Below are 20,566 nucleotides of genomic sequence, written 5' to 3'. Positions count from 1 at the left end.
TTAGCAATCGGGGCTTCAGGGCTTCGTGACCGTTTCCGCAAGGTGGCGCAGACGCCGCCGCACCAGGGCGATATGTTCGCGCAGGGTGTAGAGCTCGTTGCTGAAGGCCAGCGGCAGCTTGCGCCGGGCGGCGCGCTCCTCGATGCGGTCGAGGCGGCCGATGAAGGCGTCGATGGCGGCCGGGGGGTGGCCGTCCTGCCCGGAGCGGTCGATCTCCGCCTCGAGAAACTTGAGCTCCCCGTACCAGCGATAGACCCGCGCACGCATCCGCCAGTTGTAGATGGCCGGGATCACCTTGGAGAGCGGGATCACCACCGCGAAGAGCGGCAGCAGCATCACGAACAGCCGGTCGATGAGCACGGCCAGCCAGAAGGGCAGGTAGCGCTGCAGCAGCGGGGGGCCGGAGTCGTAAAAGCGCTGGGCCATGGTGTGCAGGGGCAGGGCGTGGTCCTGGGGCGCCGGAAAGCTGTTGGCCGCCTGCAAGAGCCCCGGCGGGCTGTGGATGTCCCGCGCGTGCTTGAGGAGCAGGCTCACGATGGCCGGGTGGATGTCGGCCTTCACCACCAGGTTGGCGGTGGCCGCCAGCAGTTGCACGTCCCGGGGCGGCTGGTCGCCGCGGATGTCGATGGCACCGCGGGGCAGGGTGATCTTGAGCAGGTGCGGAAAGTGCCGCACGTAGCCGTCGGCCTGGGCGAAGCTGAGCAGGCCGATGCCCGGGGTGTGGAGCAGGGCGTCCACCACCGGCGCCTGGGGCGCGCCGACCACGAAGAAGGCGTCCACGTCGCCGCGTTTGAGGGCGGCCACCGCATCCATGCCGCCGATCGTCACCAGGCGCGGGTCGTCGGTGGCGATGCCGTTGGCGGCCAGCAGCTGCAGGGCAAACAGCTGGGCGCCGCTGCCGGGGGCGCCGACCGCGATCCGCCGGCCCCGCAGCTGGTCGAGGCGGTCGAGCCGGGCGCCCGGCTGGCGGTGAAAGACCCACACGGGTTCGAGGTACATGCTGCCCAGGGTGGCCAGGTCGTCCGAGTCCGGCTCGTTGGCGATGCCACCCTGCAGGAAGCCCACGTCCACGCTGTCATCGGTCTTCAGGCGGCGCAGGTTCTCGACGGCGCCGGACGAGGGGCGCAGCTCCACCTCGATGCCGTCCTGGGCCAGCTTGTCCCGGTAGCGTTCGGCAAAATAGTGATAGGCGCCGCCGGGCGCGCCGGTGGTGATCACGATCTTCTTGGGCGGCGCAGGGCGGACGAACTGCCACGCCAGCACGAAGGCGGCGGCGATCAGCACGAGGGCGGGCAGGGCGAAGATCAGCAGGTCGCGGCGGCTGGTGGGTTCGGGGGCGGGGCGGCGCATGGCGTGGGCATCCGGGAGTCGTGCAGGCGGCGCATCTTACCCTTGTTGGGGCGCGTCCGCCGGGCGGCGCGGGCGGCTATCGGCGGCCGGCGCTTTGCGGTACAGTCCGCGCCCTCTGGAGCCCTGAGCCTGGAAACGGCAGTTGACTGCCTTCGAGCGCAACGAAGCCTGCATGCGTGTCCGCTTTGGCCCCTTCGCCGGGGCTCACCCGATGGGACGGTGCCCCGCACGCCTGCCGGCCGGGGCGCTTTGTGTTGTTGCCTGGCGCCGGGCGCCCGCCGAACGCACCGGCAGGCGCGTCCAACAACCTTTTCCAGCTTGAATCGATTGGAGTTCTTGTGACGCACCGCCTCTTGCTCGCGCCCATGGAGGGCCTCGCCGACGACGTGCTGCGCGAGGTGCTGACCCGCGTCGAGGGCTACGCCCACGCCGTCACCGAGTTCGCCCGGGTGTCGGGCTCGGTGCTGCCGCTGCGGGCCTTCACGCGGATGTCGCCGGAGCTGCGGGCCGGCAGCGCCACGTCCAGCGGCACGCCGGTGCGGGTGCAGCTGCTCGGCTCGGACCCGGCCTGCATGGCCGACAACGCGGCCCAGCTGGCGCGGCTCAACCCGGCGGGGATCGACCTCAACTTCGGCTGCCCGGCGCCCACGGTCAATCGCCACCGGGGCGGGGCGGCGCTCCTCGACGAGCCGGAGCTGCTCCACGCCATTGCCTGCGCGGTGCGCCGGGCGGTGCCGCGGCACATCCCCTTCACCGCCAAGATGCGCCTGGGGGTGGCCGACACCGGCAAGGCCCTCGACTGCGGCCGGGCGCTGGCCGAGGGCGGGGTCGAGGGGCTGGTGGTCCATGCCCGCACCAAGAACGACGGCTACCGGCCGCCGGCCCACTGGGAATGGGTCGGGCGCATCGCCGATGTGGTGGCGGTGCCGGTGGTGGCCAATGGCGAGGTGTGGTCCGAGGACGACTGGCGGCGCTGCCGCGCGGTGAGCGGCGCCACCGACGTGATGCTCGGCCGCGGCGCGGTGGCCGATCCCTTTCTGGTGCGGCGCATCCGGGCCGGCGCCGATGCCTCCGCCGACCGGGCGGCCGAATGGACCGAGCTGCAGCCGCTGATCGCCGAGTTCTGGCGGCGGGTGCTCGCCAAGGTCGAGGCCCGCCATGCGCCAGGGCGGCTCAAGCAGTGGCTCAACCTGCTGCGCCGCAACTTTCCCCAGGCCGAGATCCTGTACCGGGATATCCGCCCCCAGGCCGACCCGCGGGTGATCGAGCAGCTGCTTTCCGCCCACGGCATACCGCTGCTCCGGGCAGCCGCGTAGAATTGCGGCGATGTACGCCAATTCCCGCATTCCCGAGAGCGCCCAGCAGGGCGTTCATGAGCATCTGGCCGCGCTGGTCGCCCGGCACGCCAGCCACGAGTTCCGCAAACCCTGCCTCGACTACAACAAGGCCGCCTTCGCCCAGAGCCTCGCCGGCTGGGACGGCAAGGCGCCGCTGATCCTCGATGCCGGCTGCGGCGTGGGCCACAGCACCATCCAGCTGGCGCGGGCCTTCCCCGACCACTGGGTGATCGGCGTGGACCAGTCGGAAGACCGCCTCACCCGCAAGAAGCCCTACCCGGACGCGCTGATGCCCACCAACCTGGTCTTCGTGCGTGCCGACCTGGTGGACTACTGGCGCCTGATGGCCGAGGCCGGCATCCGCCTCGCGCGGCATTACATCCTGTACCCCAACCCGTGGCCCAAGATCGGCCACCTGGCCCGGCGCTGGCACGCCCACCCGGTGTTTCCGTTCATCCCGCGGCTCGGCGGGCGGCTGGAGTGCCGCAGCAACTGGAACATCTACGTGGAAGAATTCTGCGTCGCCCTCGGCCTGCTCACCGGCCGCCAGGTGCCCTGCGAGGCCTTCGAGGCCCCGTCGCCGCTGACCCCTTTCGAACGCAAGTACCGGGATTCCGGCCAGACCCTTTACCGGTGTGTGGTCGAGCTCGATCAACTGGAGGCAAACCCGTCATGACCCAAGCCCGATCCATCCCCCTCTCCGAAGACGAACTCGAGCAGCTCGAGGCGCTGCTGGTCTCCGACGAGGTGCCCGCCGACTGCATGAACCTCGAGATGCTCGACGGCTACCTCGCCGCCATCGCCGCCTCGCCGTTGCCGATCGCGGTAGAAGACTGGCTGCCCGCGGTGTGGACCGCCGATGAGGGTGAGGTGGGCTTCGGCTCCGGCAGCACCCTGCAGAAGGCCATCGAGCTGGTGCTGCGCTACTACAACGACCAGCTCGCCGCCATCGGCGACGAAGAAGGCGACGAGGAGGGCGAGGCCGAAGGCTGGCAGCCCTTCTGCTATGCCCAGGGCGGCGACGACGACCCGGCCATCGGCGAGGAGTGGACCAACGGCTTCGAGCAGGGTTTCGAGATGTGGCCCGTCGAGTGGCCCGACAAGGTCAGCGACACCGCCATCGCCGAAGAGCTGCTGGAGGTGATCCTCGGCTCCGAGGAGGAAGCCGAGGCGCCCGCCGACGCCGAGGCCCAGCTGGCCGAGCTCGAAGAGAAGGGCTTCGCCGTCCAGCATCTTTACCAGAACTGGCGCGCCCTCGGCCTGCCGGCACCCGAGCCCGTCGCGGTGAGCGCCGCCACCGCCGCCGCCAAGAGCGGCCCGGGCCGCAACGAACCCTGCCCCTGCGGCAGCGGCAAGAAGTACAAGAAGTGCTGCGGCGCCAGCTGAGCGATGGCTGACCCCTGCCTCTCGTGTGGCGCCTGCTGCGCCAGCTTCCGGGTGGATTTCCATGTCTCCGACCTGGAAAGCCAGCCCGGCGGCTGCGTGCCGGTGGCCCTGACGGTGCCGGTCACTGCCACCCTGCATCGCATGCGCGGCACCGACGACGGGCCGCCCCGCTGCATCGCGCTGGCCGGCGAGGTGGGGCGCGAGGTGCAGTGCACCATCTACGACCGTCGCCCGGGGCCCTGCCGCGACTTCGCGCCCTACGCGGCGCTGGGCATCGGCGACGAGGGCTGCGCCCGCGCGCGCCGCCGCCACGGCCTGCCGCCCCTGGACGGCTGAACGCAGTTTGCATTGCGACACACTTTTTTAGCGCCCGGCGCGGCGTTGTCGCCGTAGTCTGTCGGCTCCACAACATTTGTCAGGAGTACGACATGGGATTGCTGAGTTTCGTGCGTGAAGCCGGTGAGAAGCTCTTCGGCCGCAAGGAAGTCGAAGCCGCCGCGGCCGAGAGCGCCCAGGACAAGCTGGCCGACCTCAATCAGAAGGCAGCCGCCGCCATCGTCGCCTACATCGACAAGCAGGGCCTGGACACCCGCGCGCTGCAGGTCAGCTTCGATGGCGCCAGCAGCACCGTGACCGTCGCCGGCACCGTGGCCGACCAGGCCATCCGTGAGAAAGTGCTGCTCTGCTGCGGCAACGTGGAGGGCGTCGACAAGGTGGACGACCAGCTCACCGTGATCAACCCCGAGCCGCCGGCCACCTTTCACACCGTGGTGCGTGGCGACACCCTGTCGGCGATCGCCAAGGCATGTTATGGCAACGCCAATGCCTACATGAAGATCTTCGAGGCCAACAAGCCGATGCTGAGCGACCCGAACAAGATCTACCCCGGCCAGGTGCTGCGCATCCCGGCCTGATCCACCGGTGCGGCGAGGATTGGCGGACTGTGTCGGCTCTGACACAATCCGCAATGTCCTTTCATCAAACCGTCACTCAACGGAGCCTCGCGCCATGACCATCCGCTTTTCCGTCGAAGGGGAATTCATCCAGATCGACCAGCTCCTGAAGGCCGCCGGCCTGTGCGGCTCCGGGGGCGAGGCCAAGCAACGGGTGGCCGACGGGGTGGTGTTCGTGGACGGCGAGATCGAGAACCGCAAGCGCGCCAAGCTGCGCCCGGGCCAGCGCATCGACTTCGCTGGCGAGACCATCGAGCTGGTCGCCGCCGGCTGAGCGCCGGGCGTCAGCCCGCGTGGATGTCGCCGTCGGTATAGAACCAGCGGCCATCCACCCGCACGAAACGGCTCGTCTCGTGCAGGCGGTGGGCGCGGCCGCCCACCTTGTAGCGGGCCACGAACTCGACGATCGCGTGGTTTTCGTCGCCCTGTTCGTGGCGGCGCACCTGCAGGCCCAGCCACTTGGTGGGTGGGCCTTCGTCCAGGGTCAGCCCGGCCGGGCGGAAGTCCGGGTGCCAGGTGGCGAGCAGGTAGGCTTCGCGGCCCCGGGTGAAGGCGGTGTAGCGGGAGCGCATCAGCGCTTCGGCGTCGGGGGCCGGCGCGCCACCGTCGAGGTAGCGCCCGCAGCAGTCGGGATAGGCGGCGGGCTTGCCGCAGGGGCAGGGTTCGGCCATGGCAGCACAGGGGTAGGGCAGGGGGCCTGCATTCTGGGCCGACGAACCTGCCGGGCGCAAGCCATCCGGCATCGAAAACCATGCAGTTTTGCGCCGCGCTGCCGTTAAAAATCGGGTAAGCAGGGCCCGCGCGCAGGGTGGGCCTCGGATTGTCCCGATCAATGCCGGTGCCGCCGTGGCACGCCGGCCTGCCCGTGGGTGAGGATATGCAGTTCAAGCGCTGGATGCTGGGGATTCGCGGCAAGCTGATCGGGATCTTCGTCGTCATCAAGGTTCTACCCCTGCTGTTGCTCGCCCTCGTGGCGTGGACGATGGCCCAGCGCCTCGGTGACACCGTGACCCGCCAGGCCGGAGCAATGGCTGACTCGATGCTGACGACCATCCGCGAGACGGGTGACGTGGCCACCGGCGACGCCATCAAGGCCCTCGACGACCGCGCCCGGGAGGGTATCGAGCGGCTTACCACCGACACCGCCCGCGCCGTCGCCGCCTTTCTCTACGACCGGGATGCGGACATCCTGCAGGCGGCCCAGGTCGAGCCCGGCGAGGCCACCTACCGGCGCTTCCTGGCCCATCGCAGCCGCGCGGTGCATCGCCACGGCAACTGGCGCCTGTCCGAAGACCAGACCCGCTGGGAGAGCAACGGCCCCGAGGGTTGGGACGAGGCCCTCGCCGCCGATGCCAGCCAGGCGCTGCCCGACAACGCCAAGCACTTCAGCGCCCGCCCGCCCGAATACATCGGCATCGCCGAGCAGCGCCCGCTTTTCGTCGAGATGAGCTTCATCGACCTCAATGGCCGCGAGCGCGTCAAGATCACCACCGGCGACCTGATGCCCACGGCCCTGCGCGACATCAGCCGGCCGGAGCAGACCTTCGTCAAGGCCGAGCGTTACTGGCCCGAGCTGCAGAAGCTGAAGCCCGGCGAAATCTATGTTTCCGATGTGATCGGCGCCTACGTGGGCAGCCGGGTGATCGGCCCCTACCTGCCGGCCTCGGCGAAGAAGGCCGGGATCGAGTTCCGCCCCGAGGCGTCGGCCTACGCGGGCACCGAGAACCCCGTCGGCCGGCGCTTCCGCGGGATCGTGCGGTGGGCGACGCCGGTGGAGCGCAACGGCCGCGTCGTCGGCTACGTGAGCCTGGCCCTCGATCACGACCACATCCGCGAATTCACCGATCACCTGAGCCCCACCGACTCCCGCTATACCCCGATCAACGACGCGATCGTCGGCAATTACGCCTTCATGTGGGATCACCGCAGCCGCAACATCTCCCACCCGCGGGACTACTTCATCGTCGGCTACGACCCGGCCACCGGCGAGCAGGTGGTGCCGTGGCTGGATCAGGGCCTCTACGACGCCTGGCAGGCGTCCGGCAAGAGCGCCCGGGAATTTCTCGCCGGCGTGCAGCCCTTCGACGGCCAATCCCTCAAGAAGAAGCCCGCCGCCGCCCAGGTGAAGGCCGGCACCGTGGCCCTCGACTGCCGTTACCTCAACTTCTCGCCCCAGTGCGCCGGCTGGAACCAGCTCACCGAGCAGGGCGGTTCGGGCTCCTTCGCGATCTTCTTCTCGGGGCTCGACAAGCTCACCACCGCCGCCGCGATCCCCTATTACACCGGCCAGTACGGCCAGTCGCGGCGCGGCTTCGGCTTTGTGACGATCGGCGCCAACGTGGGTGATTTCCACCGGGCGGCCACCGAATCGGCCAAGCGCATCGGCCAGGCCATCACCGAGACCGACAAGGCCTTCCAGCAAAAGCGCGAGGCGCTGCGTGACGAGATCGGCCACAACCTGGCCCAGACCGCCGGCGCGCTGACCCTGTCCACGGTGGTGATGGTGGTGCTGGTGATCATCGTGGCGATCTGGATGGCCGAGTTCATCACCCGCCGCATCACGCGCATGATCGACGGCCTGGGCCGCTTCCGGGCGGGCGAGCTGTCGCACCGGCTGGAGATCGCCTCCCGCGACGAGATGGGCGAGCTGGCCCGCTCGTTCAACCACATGGCCGACGCGGTGCAGGAATCCTTCAAGCGTTCCGAAGAGGCGCGCGCCCGGGCGGAGGAGGCCAACAAGCTCAAGTCCGATTTCCTCGCCAACATGTCCCACGAGCTGCGCACGCCCCTCAACGGCATCCTGGGCTACTCGGAGCTGCTGCAGCTGGAGCTCGAGACCCCGGAGCAGCAGGAGTACGCGGCCAGCATCCATTCGTCGGGGCAGCACCTGCTCGAGATCGTCAATGACCTGCTCGACCTCGCCAAGATCGAGGCCGGCCGCATGGAACTCAAGCCGGCGCCCATCGACATCCCGCGCCTGGCGGCCGACCTGGTCGCCACCCACCGGGCCCACGCCCAGGGCAAGGCGCTCAGCCTCGCCTGCACCCTCGCCGACGACCTGCCGCCGCATCTGCTCACCGACGCCCAGCGCCTGCGGCAGGTCCTCAACAACCTCCTCAACAACGCGATCAAATTCACCGAGCACGGCGGGGTCGAGCTCAGGGTGTGGCGGGCCGGCGACGCGATCGCCTTCGGGGTGCGCGACACCGGCCCCGGGATTCCGCCCGAGTCCCTCCACCTGATCTTCGAGAAGTTCCAGCAGCTCGACCACTTCCTCACCCGCGACCATGGCGGCACCGGCCTCGGCCTGGCGCTGGCCCGGGAGCTTGCCCATCTGCTCGGCGGCGAGTTGAGCGTAGAATCCCGGCTTGGCGAAGGCAGCACCTTCACCCTGACCCTCCCCGTCGAGGGGCCGTTCACCCCGCCCATCTGACAGGCATCACCCCCTATGAGCGATTCGCCACCCTCGGCTGCAACACGCGTCCTCGTCGTCGACGACAACTCCATCAATCGTCGGCTGGCGATGGCCTTCGTCAAACGGCTCGGCTTCGTGGTCGAGGAGGTCGAAGACGGCGCCGCCGCCCTCGAGCGGCTCGCCGCGAGCCCCTTCGACGTGGTGTTCCTCGACATCAGCATGCCGGGCATGTCCGGCGAGGAAGTGCTGGCGCGGCTGCGTGCCGACCCCCGCTTCGCCGGGCTGCACGTCATCGCCTACACGGCCCACGCCCTCCACGAAGAAAAGCAGCGCCTCATCGACGCCGGCTTCGACGACCTGCTGATCAAGCCGATTTCACTCAAGGCCGTCGAGAGCGCGCTGGCCGCCTTCATGCCCGCCTGAAGGCCGGGCATCGTCGGGGTTTAAGGCGTAAGATTGGCCTGCCGGGCAAATTTGCATTGTGCGTCCGCACAATTTTGATCGGTTAAAATATAATATATATAAGACTGGAATTTGTTCTATAAAACATCAGTCCGAGAGGGAGAGGTGTCCGCGGTCCCACCCGGGCCGGGGCGCCAGCCGAAACACCGTCACACAACCACCGTCTAGAAGGATCTATCCATGCTTGAAGCCTATCGTCAGCATGTTGCCGAGCGCGCCGCCCTCGGCATCCCGCCGCTGCCCCTGTCGAAGCAGCAAACCCAAGCTCTGGTCGAACTGCTGCAGAATCCCCCGGCCGGCGAAGAGGCCTTCCTGGTGGAACTGCTGACCTACCGCGTTCCCGCCGGTGTGGATGATGCCGCCAAGGTCAAGGCCGAGTTCCTGGCCAAGGTCGCCAAGGGCGAGCTCGCCTGCGGCCTGGTCTCCAAGGTCAAGGCCACCGAGCTGCTGGGCACCATGCTGGGCGGCTACAACGTCAAGCCGATGATCGACCTGCTGGGCGACGCCGAATGCGGCGCCACCGCGGCCGAAGGCCTCAAGAAGACCCTGCTGGTCTTCGACTACTTCCACGACGTCGCCGAGCTGGCCAAGGCCGGCAACGCCAACGCCAAGTCCGTGATGCAGTCGTGGGCCGACGGCGAGTGGTTCACCTCCCGCCCCGAAGTCCCGGCCAGCCAGAAGCTGACCGTCTTCAAGGTTACCGGCGAAACCAACACCGACGACCTGTCGCCCGCGCCGGACGCCTGGTCCCGCCCCGACATCCCGCTGCACGCGCTGGCCATGCTCAAGAACCCGCGCCCGGGCATCGAGGCCGACGAGCCGGGCTCCCGCGGCCCGATCAAGCAGCTCGAGGCGCTGGCCGCCAAGGGCAACCTGATCGCCTACGTCGGTGACGTGGTCGGCACCGGCTCCTCCCGCAAGTCCGCCACCAACTCCGTGCTGTGGTTCACCGGCGAGGACATCCCCTTCGTCCCGAACAAGCGCTTCGGCGGCGTGTGCCTGGGCTCCAAGATCGCTCCGATCTTCTTCAACACCATGGAAGACGCGGGCGCGCTGCCCATCGAGATCGACGCCGGCCAGATGGACATGGGCGACGAGATCGAGCTCAAGATCGACCAGGCCACCGGCAAGGTCGTCGCCACCAAGAACGGCGCCACCATCGCCGAATCCCAGCTCAAGACCCTCGTCATCCTCGACGAAGTCCGCGCCGGCGGCCGTATCCCGCTGATCATCGGCCGTGGCCTCACCACCAAGGCCCGCGAGGCCCTGGGCCTGCCCCCGTCCACCCTGTTCCGCCTGCCCCAGAACCCCGCCGACACCGGCAAGGGCTTCTCCCTGGCGCAGAAGATGGTCGGCCGCGCCTGTGGTCTGCCGGAAGGCCAGGGCATCCGTCCGGGCACCTACTGCGAGCCCAAGATGACCACCGTCGGCTCCCAGGACACCACCGGCCCGATGACCCGCGACGAGCTCAAGGATCTGGCCTGCCTCGGCTTCTCCGCCGACCTGGTGATGCAGTCCTTCTGCCACACCGCGGCCTACCCGAAGCTGGTGGACGTGCGCATGCACCGTGAGCTGCCGTCGTTCATCTCCACCCGCGGCGGCGTGTCCCTGCGTCCGGGCGACGGCGTGATCCACTCCTGGCTCAACCGCCTGCTGCTGCCCGACACCGTCGGCACCGGTGGCGACTCCCACACCCGCTTCCCGATCGGCATCTCCTTCCCGGCCGGCTCCGGCCTGGTGGCCTTCGCGGCCGCCACCGGCGTGATGCCCCTCGACATGCCCGAGTCCGTGCTGGTCCGCTTCAAGGGCAGCATGGAAGAAGCCACCAAGCGCGGCATCACCCTGCGCGACCTGGTCAACGCGATCCCGCTGTACGCCATCAAGGCCGGCCTCCTGACCGTCGAGAAGAAGGGCAAGAAGAACATCTTCTCCGGCCGCATCCTCGAGATCGAAGGCCTGCCGGATCTGAAGGTCGAACAGGCCTTCGAGCTCTCCGACGCCGCCGCCGAGCGCTCCGCCGCCGCCTGCTCGGTCCAGCTCAACAAGGCCCCGATCGTCGAGTACATGCGCTCCAACATCACCCTGATGAAGTGGATGATCGCCGAAGGCTACGAGGATGCCCGCACCCTCAAGCGCCGCATCAAGGCCATGGAAGAGTGGATCGCCAACGGCGTGCTGCTGCAGCCGGACGCCGACGCCGACTACGCCGCCGTGATCGAGATCGACCTGGCCGACGTCACCGAGCCGATCCTGGCCTGCCCGAACGACCCGGACGACGTCAAGGTGCTGTCCGAAGTCCAGGGCGACAAGATCGACGAGGTCTTCATCGGTTCCTGCATGACCAACATCGGCCACTTCCGCGCCGCGGGCAAGGTGCTGGACGGCAAGTCCGACATCCCGACCCGCCTGTGGATCGCCCCGCCGACCAAGATGGACGCCCTCATCCTCACCGAAGAAGGCTACTACTCCGTCCTCGGCAAGGCCGGCGCCCGCATGGAAATGCCGGGCTGCTCCCTGTGCATGGGCAACCAGGCGCAGATCCGCAAGGGTTCCACCGCGGTGTCCACCTCGACCCGTAACTTCCCGAACCGCCTGGGTATCGACACCCGCGTGTATCTGGCTTCCGCCGAACTGTCTGCCGTCGCCGCCCTGCTGGGCCGTCTGCCGACCGTCGCCGAGTACCAGGAACAGGTTCAGGCCGTGAATGCCAAGGCCGCCGAGGTCTATCGCTACATGAACTTCGACCAGATCCCCGCCTTCGTCGAAGTCGCGGACACCGTCGAAGTCTAAGTCGCGTCGCAAAGCCGGGCCTGCGCCCGGCCGCTGCACCCCACGCAACGCCCCGACCGGGTTTCCGGCCGGGGCGTTGTTTCGTTCACCGTGCCGGCCCCAGGATGGGCGTCGGAGCGTGACGATTTTAATGTTGTTGCGATGACGGAGGGCTGTGCGCCACGCAAAGGGAATGGATTGAGACTTTTCTCCTGTACAGGGCAGGGGGGATGCTCAATGATTCGGCAAACTTGTTAAAAGTTACAAACTTGGTACCCCAGCCATGTCCAATCGCCGGAATTCACCGATAACCTGTTCTACGCTCCCCACCGCCCGTCGGGTCGGCATGGGCGTGCGCGCCGCGCGTCTGTGGGCGGAGCATGGCCGCTTGAAGACCTGGACCGTGCGTGCCGGCCGGCCGCGGATGCTGGTGCTGCCGGTGGAGACCCCGCTGCCGGCCCGCAGCCCCGCGGCGGGCGAGGGCCTGCTGATCGTCTGCGAGGACGACGAGCGCAGCGCGCTGGCCGCCCTCGCGGGCCGCGCGGTGCCTGCGATGCAGACCGATTTTGCCCGCGACGCCTTCGATGCCCTGATCCGCGTCGGCGCCGAGGCGCCGGCCGTCGTGCTGACCCACCTCGGGCTGGCCGGCATGGATGCCTTCGGGATGCTCCGCGCCCTCGCCGGCCACGCCCGGGAGCAGGGCACCCTGGTGATCGTGCTGCTCGAAGCCGAATGCGAGCGGGCGATGGTGCGGGCCCGGCTGCCCGACGAGGTGCTGCTGCTGGGCCCCACCGATGACATCGCGGAGCTGGCCGGCCGCCTGCGGGCCTGCGTGGAGGGCCGGCGCAACCGGGTCGGCACCACCACCGCGATCCTCGACGACCACCACTGAAGGCGTCCGCCGCCGGGCCGGCAGGGTGCCGGCCGCCGACCGGCTCCACTCACGCTTCGGCCAACTGGCAGCCCGGGCCCGGAGCGCGTAGCATGGCCTTTTTTTTGAGCGGGCCCGCACTGTGTTCTATGGCGTCACCGACCTCGGCACCTTCGTGCTCGGCACGATCGTCATTGTTCTCCTGCCCGGGCCCAACTCCCTGTACGTGATGACGGTTGCCTCCCGCTTCGGCGTTGCCGCCGGCTACCGGGGCGCGGCGGGGATCTTCGTCGGCGACCTCGTCCTGATGACCCTCGCCGCCACCGGCGTGGCATCGGTCTTCCAGGCCAACCCGGCGCTTTTCGAGGCGCTCAAGTACGCCGGCGCGGCCTATCTGGTGTTCCTCGGCTTCAATCTGCTGCGGGCCGCGCTGCGTGGTCGCGGTGCCGGCGAGGTGGCCCCGCCGGTGGAGGCGTCCCCCCTCGGCACCTCCCAGCCGTTCCGGGTCGCCCTCTTGATCAGCCTGATGAACCCCAAGGCGATCCTGTTCTACGTGTCCTTCTTCATCCAGTTCGTCTCGCCGGGCTATGCGCACCCGGCGCTGTCCTTCCTGATCCTGGGGGTGGTCGTCCAGCTGTGCAGCATGGCCTACCTGTCGGTGCTGATCTTCGGGGGAACCTGGCTCGCCGACAGCTTCCGGCGCCGGCCGCGCCTGTCGGCCACCGCCACCGGCGGCGTCGGCGCGCTGTTCATCGGCTTCGGCGCCAAGCTGGCCGACGGCGGATTGGGTTAGGCGGCCGGGCTACAGCCGGCCGATGTCCTCGTCCTGGCCGACGGCGCGGCGGGCGCGCAGGTCGCGGTACACCGCGGCGCGCATCAGCAGCATCGACACCACCGGCGCGGTCATCAGCACGAAGGCGCCGATCAGCAGCTCATGCAGCACCGGCCGCGATTCGGCCACGCTGAAATGGATCATCGACGCCACCAGGATGCAGCCTGCGCCCAGCGTAACGGTGATGGCCGGGCCGTGGATGCGCTGGTAGAAGTTCTCGAGGCGGAACAGCCCCAGGGTGCCGATCAGCGCGACCAGCCCGCCGGCCACCAGCAGCAGGGCCACCGGCAACGCCGCCCACCAGGGCAGGGTGTGGAGGGCGCTCATTCGATCACCTCGCCGCGCATCAGGAACTTGGCCAGGGCGACCGTCGACACGAAGCCGAGCAGCGCGATCAGCAGCGCCGCGTCGAAGTAGATCTGGCTGCCATGGTCGATGCCCAGCACCAGGGCCAGGATCATGGCGCACATCCACAGGGTGTCGAGGGCCAGCACCCTATCCTGGGCGGTGGGGCCGCGCAGCAGGCGCAGCGCGCACAGCACCATGCCCAGCACCACGCAGCCCTCCGCAAACAGGATGGCCGCCGAGAGCAGTGCCACAGTCGTCATGTCCGGTCTCCTGGCGCCTCGAAGACCTCGATGATGGGCCGTTCGTAGCGCGTCTTGATGGTGTCCACCCACCACGCCGCGTCGTGCAGGTCGAAGACGTGCAGCAGCAGCGCCTGGCGCCCGTCGTCCCCGGGCAGCAGATCGACCCACACCGTGCCCGGCGTCGAGTTGATCAGGCACGACAGCAGCGCCAGCCCGTGGGGGCTGCGCAGGTCGAGGGGCACCCGGATGAAGCGGGAATTCACATCGCGGGTGCGCCGCAGCAGGATGATCTGGCCGACGCCCAGGCTGGAGCGGATGATCTCCACCGTCGCCATCCCGAGCAGCCGCAGCATCGCCAGCGGCCGGCGGAGGCGGGCGTAGCCGTGGGGCTGCAGCGGGCGGGCGAGCAGCGGCGCGGCAATGGCGAGGGCGCCGCCGAGCAGCAGGTGGGCCGGCTCGACGCTCTGGTTGAGCAGCAGCCACATCGCGAGCAGGCTGATCGACAGCAGCGGGGACGGAATCCAGCGTCTCATCGTGCCAGCTCCCCGGCCGCCGGCCGTGCCACGGGCGGCTCCATCAGCACGCGGCGGCTGTAGCTGTCGCTGCGCGACAGGCCGTCCACCGTGCGGCTCAGATAGCCGAACACCGGCCCGGCCTGCACCGTCAGCAGCACGCACAGGGCCACCAGCGCCCCCACCGGCAGCGCCTCGGAGCGCTGCAGCCGTGGTGGCGTGAGGGCCCCGGAGGCCCAGAAGGTGCGGACCCCCAGACGCATCAGGGCGATGATCGCCGCCAGCCCGGCCAGCACCATCAGCGCCACCAGCAGCCAGGTGGTGGCCGGCACGCGGCCCGGCAGCGCCAGCAGGGCGTGGAACAGGCTGAACTTGGCCACGAAGCCCGACAGCGGCGGCATGCCGCTGATCACCAGCGCGCAGGCCACGAAGCTGAGGCCCAGGAAGGCCAGGGTGCCCGGGATGCCGACGCCCACCGGGTCTTCAGGCTTGTCCTCGATGGCGAAGGCCTCCATGGTGATCGCCAGCAGGGCCGCCCCGGGTGGGCGGATGCGCTCGGTGAGCTCGATCAGCAGCATGAAGGCCGCCATCGCCAGGGTCGAGCCGAGCAGGTAGTACAGCCCCGAGGCGAGCACCGCGCTGCCCGAGTGGCCGAGCACCGCCAGCAGGGTGCCCGACGAGATGATCGCGCCGTAGCCCGCCATCCGGCAGCCGTCCTGGCTGGCCAGCATGCCCACCGCGCCGAACAGCAGGGTCGCCATGCCGCCGGCGGTCAGCGCCGCGAGGCCGAAGCCCTCCAGCCCGCCCGCCCCGTCGCCGAACACTGCCAGCCACACCCGCAGCAGGGCGTAGATGCCCACCTTGGTCATCAGCACCAGCATTGCCCCCACCGGCGGCGAGGCGGCGGCGTAGGTGGTGGGCAGCCAGAAGCCGAGGGGCCACATCGCGCCCTTGGTGAGGAAGGCGAGGGCCAGCACGCTGGCCCCCACGCGCAGCAGGTAGGCGTCCTCGGGGCCGAGGGCGGCGACCCGGCTGGCGAGGTCGGCGATGTTGAGGGTGCCCGCCGCGCCGTAGATCAGCGCCGCCCCGATCAGGAACAGCAGCGAGGCCACCAGGTTGATCGCGATGTACTGCATGCCGGCCTGGATGCGGCGCAGGTTGTAGCCGTGCAGCACCAGGCCGTAGGAGGCCGCCAGCATCACCTCGAAGAACACGAACAGGTTGAACAGGTCGTGGGTCAGGAAGGCTCCGTTGAGCCCCATCAGCAAGAACTGGAACAGCGAATGGAAATGCACGCCGACCCGGTCCCAGCGGCGGGCCGAGAACACCAGCACGGCCAGCGCGATGGTGGACGTCAGCACCAGCATCAGCGCCGCCAGCCGGTCGACCAGCAGCGCGATGCCGAAGGGCGCCGCCCAGTTGGAGGCCAGGTATACGCCGATCCCGTCCGGCCAGTGGCCGCCATCGGCGAGCCGCAGCAGCGCCACCGACAGCAGCCACAGCAGCACGGCGCTCGCCAGGCTGCAGGCAAACTTGAGCTGGTGGCGGTTCTGGTTGACCGGGATCAGCAGGGCGCCCACCAGCATCGGCAGGAGCACCGGCACGATGATCAGGTGTTGCAGGAAGGGCAGTCCGTTCATTCGCGGCCCTCCTCGCCGTCCACGTGGTCGCTGCCGGTCAGGCCGCGGGCGCCGATGATCATCACCAGGTAGAGCGCGGTGGTGGCAAAGCCGATCACGATCGCCGTGAGCACCAGGCCCTGGGGCAGCGGGTCGGCGAGCTGGGCCGGGTCGACGGCGGGCGTGGGGGTGATCGGCGCCTGGTTCACCCACAGGCGGCCCATCGCGAAGATGAACAGGTTCACCGCGTAGGACATCAGCAGCAGCCCGGTGATGAGCTGGAAGGTGCGCGGCCGCAGGATCAGCCACACCCCCGAGCCGAACATCACGCCCACCGCGATCGCAAGGGTCAGTTCCATCAGATCGTCCTCCGGGTCTCGTCGGCCGCCGGCGCGTCGTCGCCGGGCTGGCGATGGGCGCGCAGGGACTGGTGGGCCAGCGCCACCAGCATCAGCATCGTGGTGCCGACCACCGTCGCGAACACCCCCAGGTCGAACACGAAGGCGCTGGGCAGGTGCAGCTCACCCACCAGCGGCCAGTCCACGTGGGCGGTATGGGTGGTCAGGAAGGGGTGGTCGAACAGCCACGCACCGAGGCCCGTCGCGCAGGCCAGCGCCAGCCCGAAGCCCAGCCAGCGGTGGGGCCTCAGCTGCAGGTGGCTCTCCACCCAAAGGGTGCCGGCCAGCATGTACTGCACCAGGATCGCCACCGAGAAGATCAGCCCCGCCACGAAGCCGCCGCCGGGCAGGTTGTGGCCGCGCATGAAGAAATACACCGCCGCCACCCCCATGAAGGGCAACAGCAGGCGCAGGTAGATGCCCGCCACGAGCAGGTAGCCGCTGCCCGCCTGCTCGGCCGGCGCCTGCCGGCTGGCCGGGTCCACGTCGTTGCGCCGCTGGGCCGGGATGCCCACGCTCTCCGGTGCCGGCCGGAAGCGGCGGAGCAGGGCATACACCGTGAGCGCGACGATCGCCAGCACGGTGATCTCACCCAGGGTGTCGAAGCTGCGGAAATCCACCAGCAGCACATTGACGACGTTGCTGCCGCCGCCCCCGACAAGGGCATGCTGCAGGAAGAAATCCCCGATGCTGTGGGAGGCCGGATGCACCAGCACCGCATAGGTGAGCGCCGCCATGCCCAGCCCGCCGGCCAGCGCCACGATCAGGTCACGGCTGCGGCGCAGCCGGGCCCCCGGGGCGGCGGCAGAGCGGTCTGCGGCGGAGGCGACCCGCGGTGGCAGCCAGCGCAGGCCGAGCAAGAGCAGCACCGTGGTGACGGTCTCCACCATCAGCTGGGTCAGCGCCAGGTCGGGGGCCGACAGCCACAGGAAGGTCACCGAGGTGACGACGCCGGTGCCGCCGACCAGCGCCAGCGCCGCCAGGCGGTGGTACTTGGCCAGCCAGGCCGCGGCCACCGCCGCCCCGCCGCCGATCAGCCACAGGGCGGCGAACAGCGGGTCGAAGCCCTGCCGGGGCTGGTCGGGCCACGCCGCCGGCACGCCGGCCAGCAGCAGCGGCACGCCCACCAGCGCGACCATCATGAGCAGCAGCTGGGGCTGCAGCCGCCCGGTGCCGACATGCTTCAGCAGCCGGCCGGCCGAGTTGGTGAGCAGCAGCATCGCGCTCTCGTAGGCCTGGGCGCCGTTGAGGCGGTGCAGCAGCGGCACCGTCTCGCGCGCCCGCAGGTTGAAGCCGCGCAGCAGCACGGCGTACAGCAGCACGCCGCCGGCCAGGGCCACCGCGCTCATCAGCAGCGGAACGTTGAAGCCGTGCCACACCGCCAGGTCGTATTCCGGCATCGCCGGGCCGAGGGTGGCGACCGCGGCCACGTGCAGGATCGGCTCGATGCTGACGCCCGGCACGCTGCCCACCACCAGGCAGGCCAGCACCAGCAGCTCCACCGGAAAGCGCATCCAGCGCGGCGGCTCGTGGGGTGCGCGGGGCAGCTCCCGGGCCGGCGGGCCGAAGAAGATGCCGATGAAGCGCAGCGAGTAGGCCACCCCGAACACCCCCATCGCCAGCGCCGCGTAGGACATCCACCAGTTGGTGTCGCCACCCACCAGCAGCGTCTCGGCAAAGAACATCTCCTTCGACAGGAAGCCGTTGAGCAGCGGTACGCCGGCCATCGCCGCGCTGGCGACGATGGCGAGGGTTGCGGTAACGGGCAGCGTGTGGCGCAGGCCGCTCAGCACCCGCATGTCGCGGGTGCCGCACTCGTGGTCGATGATCCCCGCCGCCATGAACAGCGAGGCCTTGAAGGTGGCGTGGTTGAGGATGTGGAAGATCGCCGCCACGATGGCCAGCGGCGTGCCGATGCCGATCAGCGTGGTGATCAGCCCCAGGTGGCTGATCGTCGAGTAGGCCAGCAGGCCCTTCAGGTCGTGCTGGAAGATCGCCACGAAGGCGCCGATCAGGAGCGTGCACACCCCGGCCCCGCCGATGATCCAGGTCCACTCCGGCGTGCCTGCCAGCGCCGGCCACAGCCGTACCAGCAGGAACACGCCGGCCTTCACCATGGTTGCCGAGTGCAGGTAGGACGACACCGGCGTGGGCGCCGCCATGGCGTGGGGCAGCCAGAAGTGGAACGGAAACTGGGCGCTCTTGGTGAGCGCCCCGAGGGCGATCAGCACCAGCGCCGGCCGGTACAGCTCATCGGCGCGGATGCGCTCACCGGCGGCCAGCACCACGTCCAGGTCGTAGCTGCCGACGATGTTGCCGAGCACCAGCACCCCGGCCATCAGGCACAGCCCGCCGGTGGCGGTCACGGTGAAGGCCATCCGTGCTCCGCGCCGGGCGTCGGCCCGGTGGTGCCAGTAGCCGATCAGCAGGAAGGAGGTGAGGCTGGTCAGCTCCCAGAACACCACCAGCTGCACCAGGTTGCCCGACAGCACCACCCCCAGCATCGAGCCCATGAAGGCCAGCAGAAACGCGAAGAAGCGCGGCACCGGGTCGGCCGGCGACATGTAGTAGCGGGCGTACAGCACCACCAGCAGGCCGATGGCCAGCACCAGCATCGAGAACACCCAGGCCAGCCCATCCACCCGCAACACGAAATACAGGCCCTGGGCCGGCAGCCAGGCCAGCTCCTCGCGCAGCACCTGCCCGTCTGCGACGGCGGGGTAGAGCGAACCGGCCACCAGCAGGCCGCCCGCCGCCACCGCGATCGCCAGCAGGGATTCGCGGTTACGGGCATCCTCCGGCATCAGCGCGGCGAGGAGGCTGCCCAGGAAAGGGACGAGGACGAGAGCGGCAAGCAGCATGGTAATCGTGTTCGGATGGCTGGGTTTCATTTTGGCCGCCCGGCGTTGCGGGGGGGGGGGGTGCGGGCGGGGCGACGCCCGCGGCCCCATGGTGCGACATTATGCCGGCCGCACTCCGGCGGCTCTGACTGCAATCTTAATGCCAGACACGGCAAATGGCCGTAGGTTCCGCCATTTGCCGCCGTTTCGGCGGGAACTTTGCCCGGCCGGGGGGTTCCGACTTCCAGGAGCCGGCGCGCCGTGCCGGCCCTTCCGGAAAGGAGGAACGCTCCATGACCCCGTTTCGCCGCATCCTGGCCACCACCGATCTCTCCGCGCCCGCCCGCCACGCCGCCGAGCGCGCCGCCCTGGTCAGCCGGGAGACCGCGGCCCGGCTCGACCTGCTGCATGTGGCCAATCTCGCTCCGCTGGAGCGGCTGCGTCAGCTGATGGGCAGCAGCCCGGCCGAGCTCGAGGCCCGCGTGCTGGATGCGGCGCGGAGCAGGCTGATCGACCTCGCCGGCCTGATCCACGACCGTTTCGGCGTCGTCGCCAACCCCCGGGTGGCGGCCGGCGCGCTGCTGGCCGAGCTGGCCCGGGAGACCGACCCCCTGGCCACCGATCTGCTGGTGTGCGGAGCCAAGGGCGAGAGCGTGATCCGCCACTTCGTGCTCGGCACCACCGCGCTGCGGCTGCTCAGCTCCACCCGCTGCCCGGTGCTGGTGGTCAAGCAGCCGCCCCACGAGCCCTACCGGCGGCTGCTGGTGCCGGTCGACTTCTCGGCCTCGTCGCTGCGTGCCGTGCGCCACGCCCGCCGCATCGCGCCGCGGGCCGACATCGTGCTGCTGCATGCCTTCGACGTGCCCTTCGAGGGCAAGCTGCGCTATGCCAGCGTGGACGACGAGGTGATCCACCACTACCGCATCGTCGCCCGCGAGGAGGCGCTGCAGAAGCTCCAGGCCCTGCGCGACCAGGCCGGCCTGCCGGTGGTGGGCACCCGCCTGCTCGTGCTCCACGGCGACCCGACCTACCGCATCATCGAGCAGGAGCAGGAGTGCGACTGCGACCTGGTCGTGATGGGCAAGCACGGCGAGGGCATGCTCGAGGAGCTCTTCCTCGGCAGCGTCACCAAGCACGTGCTGGCCGAGTCCCAGGGGGACGTGCTGGTGTCGGTGTGAGAGTGCCCCCAATGGCCGGCGGAAGCGGCCATCGGGGGGCGTACAGGGGGCGCC

Annotated in this window: 20 protein-coding genes; 12 read left to right on the top strand and 8 right to left on the bottom strand. The window is 69.6% G+C overall.

Translation table 11 applies throughout. The features are described 5' to 3' along the window. Positions 1-15 precede the first annotated feature (15 nt). Positions 16-1,350 (bottom strand): TAXI family TRAP transporter solute-binding subunit, encoded by a 1,335-nt coding sequence (locus tag ACE3OU_RS06750; protein ID WP_374240778.1) that lies wholly within the window; start codon positions 1,348-1,350, stop codon positions 16-18. Between the two features lie 365 nt (positions 1,351-1,715). Here ACE3OU_RS06750 and ACE3OU_RS06745 point away from each other — a divergent pair, with 365 nt between their 5' ends. The 6 genes from ACE3OU_RS06745 (at position 1,716) to ACE3OU_RS06720 (ending at position 5,300) form a co-directional block, all read left to right on the top strand. Further along, the gene (locus tag ACE3OU_RS06745) at positions 1,716-2,666 is read left to right on the top strand and encodes a tRNA dihydrouridine synthase (protein ID WP_374240797.1); all 951 of its coding nucleotides are present in this window, start codon (positions 1,716-1,718) and stop codon (positions 2,664-2,666) included. A 10-nt stretch (positions 2,667-2,676) separates the two neighbouring features. Next, positions 2,677-3,363 carry a tRNA (guanosine(46)-N(7))-methyltransferase TrmB gene (locus ACE3OU_RS06740; protein WP_374240777.1) on the top strand — a complete coding sequence of 229 codons (687 nt, stop codon included), beginning with the start codon at positions 2,677-2,679 and terminating at the stop codon, positions 3,361-3,363. Further along, positions 3,360-4,073, top strand: a complete 714-nt coding sequence (locus tag ACE3OU_RS06735; protein WP_374240776.1) for a UPF0149 family protein — start codon at positions 3,360-3,362, stop codon at positions 4,071-4,073. Before ACE3OU_RS06740 ends, ACE3OU_RS06735 begins: the two co-directional genes overlap by 4 nt. Before the next feature lie 3 nt (positions 4,074-4,076). Beyond that, positions 4,077-4,409 carry a YkgJ family cysteine cluster protein gene (locus tag ACE3OU_RS06730; RefSeq protein WP_374240775.1) on the top strand — a complete coding sequence of 111 codons (333 nt, stop codon included), beginning with the start codon at positions 4,077-4,079 and terminating at the stop codon, positions 4,407-4,409. Positions 4,410-4,501: 92 nt separating this feature from the next. Next, entirely contained in the window at positions 4,502-4,987 is a 486-nt protein-coding gene (gene lysM, locus ACE3OU_RS06725) for a peptidoglycan-binding protein LysM (RefSeq protein ID WP_374240774.1), read from the top strand. Between the two features lie 94 nt (positions 4,988-5,081). Continuing rightward, on the top strand, positions 5,082-5,300 hold the full coding sequence (locus tag ACE3OU_RS06720; protein WP_374240773.1) for an RNA-binding S4 domain-containing protein: 219 nt from the start codon (positions 5,082-5,084) through the stop codon (positions 5,298-5,300). Positions 5,301-5,310: 10 nt separating this feature from the next. Here the strand turns inward: ACE3OU_RS06720 and ACE3OU_RS06715 are convergent, their stop codons facing one another. Then, positions 5,311-5,697 carry a YchJ family protein gene (locus ACE3OU_RS06715; RefSeq protein ID WP_374240772.1) on the bottom strand — a complete coding sequence of 129 codons (387 nt, stop codon included), beginning with the start codon at positions 5,695-5,697 and terminating at the stop codon, positions 5,311-5,313. Positions 5,698-5,858: 161 nt separating this feature from the next. On the opposite strand from ACE3OU_RS06715, the gene ACE3OU_RS06710 reads away from it, so the two are divergent. From ACE3OU_RS06710 to leuE, 5 genes are all read left to right on the top strand, one after another. Next, positions 5,859-8,459, top strand: a complete 2,601-nt coding sequence (locus tag ACE3OU_RS06710) for a sensor histidine kinase (protein WP_374240771.1) — start codon at positions 5,859-5,861, stop codon at positions 8,457-8,459. Positions 8,460-8,474: 15 nt separating this feature from the next. Next, positions 8,475-8,864: a response regulator gene (locus ACE3OU_RS06705; RefSeq protein ID WP_374240770.1), complete on the top strand. Its 390-nt coding sequence runs from the start codon at positions 8,475-8,477 to the stop codon at positions 8,862-8,864. 219 nt (positions 8,865-9,083) lie between these two features. Continuing rightward, positions 9,084-11,693, top strand: a complete 2,610-nt coding sequence (gene acnB / locus ACE3OU_RS06700) for a bifunctional aconitate hydratase 2/2-methylisocitrate dehydratase (RefSeq protein WP_374240769.1) — start codon at positions 9,084-9,086, stop codon at positions 11,691-11,693. A gap of 367 nt (positions 11,694-12,060) precedes the next feature. Beyond that, complete coding sequence (locus ACE3OU_RS06695) at positions 12,061-12,564, top strand: hypothetical protein (RefSeq protein ID WP_374240768.1); 504 nt, start codon at positions 12,061-12,063, stop codon at positions 12,562-12,564. Between the two features lie 121 nt (positions 12,565-12,685). Next, positions 12,686-13,336 carry a leucine efflux protein LeuE gene (gene leuE, locus ACE3OU_RS06690; protein WP_374240767.1) on the top strand — a complete coding sequence of 217 codons (651 nt, stop codon included), beginning with the start codon at positions 12,686-12,688 and terminating at the stop codon, positions 13,334-13,336. Positions 13,337-13,345: 9 nt separating this feature from the next. Here leuE and mnhG read toward each other — a convergent pair whose 3' ends face one another. The 6 genes from mnhG to ACE3OU_RS06660 are packed head-to-tail and all read right to left on the bottom strand — an operon-like array spanning position 13,346 to position 19,355. After that, positions 13,346-13,702, bottom strand: a complete 357-nt coding sequence (gene mnhG / locus ACE3OU_RS06685; protein WP_374240766.1) for a monovalent cation/H(+) antiporter subunit G — start codon at positions 13,700-13,702, stop codon at positions 13,346-13,348. Further along, positions 13,699-13,983: a K+/H+ antiporter subunit F gene (locus tag ACE3OU_RS06680; RefSeq protein WP_374240765.1), complete on the bottom strand. Its 285-nt coding sequence runs from the start codon at positions 13,981-13,983 to the stop codon at positions 13,699-13,701. Before ACE3OU_RS06680 ends, mnhG begins: the two co-directional genes overlap by 4 nt. Beyond that, positions 13,980-14,498, bottom strand: a complete 519-nt coding sequence (locus ACE3OU_RS06675) for a Na+/H+ antiporter subunit E (protein WP_374240764.1) — start codon at positions 14,496-14,498, stop codon at positions 13,980-13,982. The genes ACE3OU_RS06680 and ACE3OU_RS06675 overlap by 4 nt, the downstream gene beginning before the upstream one ends. Beyond that, on the bottom strand, positions 14,495-16,117 hold the full coding sequence (locus ACE3OU_RS06670; RefSeq protein ID WP_374240763.1) for a monovalent cation/H+ antiporter subunit D: 1,623 nt from the start codon (positions 16,115-16,117) through the stop codon (positions 14,495-14,497). Before ACE3OU_RS06670 ends, ACE3OU_RS06675 begins: the two co-directional genes overlap by 4 nt. Beyond that, positions 16,114-16,455 carry a Na+/H+ antiporter subunit C gene (locus ACE3OU_RS06665; RefSeq protein WP_374240762.1) on the bottom strand — a complete coding sequence of 114 codons (342 nt, stop codon included), beginning with the start codon at positions 16,453-16,455 and terminating at the stop codon, positions 16,114-16,116. Before ACE3OU_RS06665 ends, ACE3OU_RS06670 begins: the two co-directional genes overlap by 4 nt. Next, entirely contained in the window at positions 16,455-19,355 is a 2,901-nt protein-coding gene (locus ACE3OU_RS06660) for a monovalent cation/H+ antiporter subunit A (protein WP_374240761.1), read from the bottom strand. The genes ACE3OU_RS06665 and ACE3OU_RS06660 overlap by 1 nt, the downstream gene beginning before the upstream one ends. Positions 19,356-19,627: 272 nt before the next feature. Here ACE3OU_RS06660 and ACE3OU_RS06655 point away from each other — a divergent pair, with 272 nt between their 5' ends. Continuing rightward, positions 19,628-20,512 carry a universal stress protein gene (locus tag ACE3OU_RS06655; protein WP_374240760.1) on the top strand — a complete coding sequence of 295 codons (885 nt, stop codon included), beginning with the start codon at positions 19,628-19,630 and terminating at the stop codon, positions 20,510-20,512. The last annotated feature ends 54 nt before the right edge of the window (positions 20,513-20,566 follow it).

This window comes from Zoogloea sp., from assembly GCF_041908905.1.
GTDB lineage: Bacteria > Pseudomonadota > Gammaproteobacteria > Burkholderiales > Rhodocyclaceae > Zoogloea.
This window is presented reverse-complemented; position numbering and strand designations above follow the sequence as displayed.

What these genes read in the sequence shown, in the direction of transcription:
- ACE3OU_RS06750 (WP_374240778.1), bottom strand. Translation starts at nt 1,350, where the DNA reads ATGCGCCGCCCCGCCCCCGAACCCACCAGCCGCCGCGACCTGCTGATC.
- ACE3OU_RS06745 (WP_374240797.1), top strand. Translation starts at nt 1,716, where the DNA reads ATGGAGGGCCTCGCCGACGACGTGCTGCGCGAGGTGCTGACCCGCGTC.
- ACE3OU_RS06740 (WP_374240777.1), top strand. Translation starts at nt 2,677, where the DNA reads ATGTACGCCAATTCCCGCATTCCCGAGAGCGCCCAGCAGGGCGTTCAT.
- ACE3OU_RS06735 (WP_374240776.1), top strand. Translation starts at nt 3,360, where the DNA reads ATGACCCAAGCCCGATCCATCCCCCTCTCCGAAGACGAACTCGAGCAG.
- ACE3OU_RS06730 (WP_374240775.1), top strand. Translation starts at nt 4,077, where the DNA reads ATGGCTGACCCCTGCCTCTCGTGTGGCGCCTGCTGCGCCAGCTTCCGG.
- lysM (WP_374240774.1), top strand. Translation starts at nt 4,502, where the DNA reads ATGGGATTGCTGAGTTTCGTGCGTGAAGCCGGTGAGAAGCTCTTCGGC.
- ACE3OU_RS06720 (WP_374240773.1), top strand. Translation starts at nt 5,082, where the DNA reads ATGACCATCCGCTTTTCCGTCGAAGGGGAATTCATCCAGATCGACCAG.
- ACE3OU_RS06715 (WP_374240772.1), bottom strand. Translation starts at nt 5,697, where the DNA reads ATGGCCGAACCCTGCCCCTGCGGCAAGCCCGCCGCCTATCCCGACTGC.
- ACE3OU_RS06710 (WP_374240771.1), top strand. Translation starts at nt 5,859, where the DNA reads ATGCCGGTGCCGCCGTGGCACGCCGGCCTGCCCGTGGGTGAGGATATG.
- ACE3OU_RS06705 (WP_374240770.1), top strand. Translation starts at nt 8,475, where the DNA reads ATGAGCGATTCGCCACCCTCGGCTGCAACACGCGTCCTCGTCGTCGAC.
- acnB (WP_374240769.1), top strand. Translation starts at nt 9,084, where the DNA reads ATGCTTGAAGCCTATCGTCAGCATGTTGCCGAGCGCGCCGCCCTCGGC.
- mnhG (WP_374240766.1), bottom strand. Translation starts at nt 13,702, where the DNA reads ATGAGCGCCCTCCACACCCTGCCCTGGTGGGCGGCGTTGCCGGTGGCC.
- ACE3OU_RS06680 (WP_374240765.1), bottom strand. Translation starts at nt 13,983, where the DNA reads ATGACGACTGTGGCACTGCTCTCGGCGGCCATCCTGTTTGCGGAGGGC.
- ACE3OU_RS06675 (WP_374240764.1), bottom strand. Translation starts at nt 14,498, where the DNA reads ATGAGACGCTGGATTCCGTCCCCGCTGCTGTCGATCAGCCTGCTCGCG.
- ACE3OU_RS06670 (WP_374240763.1), bottom strand. Translation starts at nt 16,117, where the DNA reads ATGAACGGACTGCCCTTCCTGCAACACCTGATCATCGTGCCGGTGCTC.
- ACE3OU_RS06665 (WP_374240762.1), bottom strand. Translation starts at nt 16,455, where the DNA reads ATGGAACTGACCCTTGCGATCGCGGTGGGCGTGATGTTCGGCTCGGGG.
- ACE3OU_RS06660 (WP_374240761.1), bottom strand. Translation starts at nt 19,355, where the DNA reads ATGCTGCTTGCCGCTCTCGTCCTCGTCCCTTTCCTGGGCAGCCTCCTC.
- ACE3OU_RS06655 (WP_374240760.1), top strand. Translation starts at nt 19,628, where the DNA reads ATGACCCCGTTTCGCCGCATCCTGGCCACCACCGATCTCTCCGCGCCC.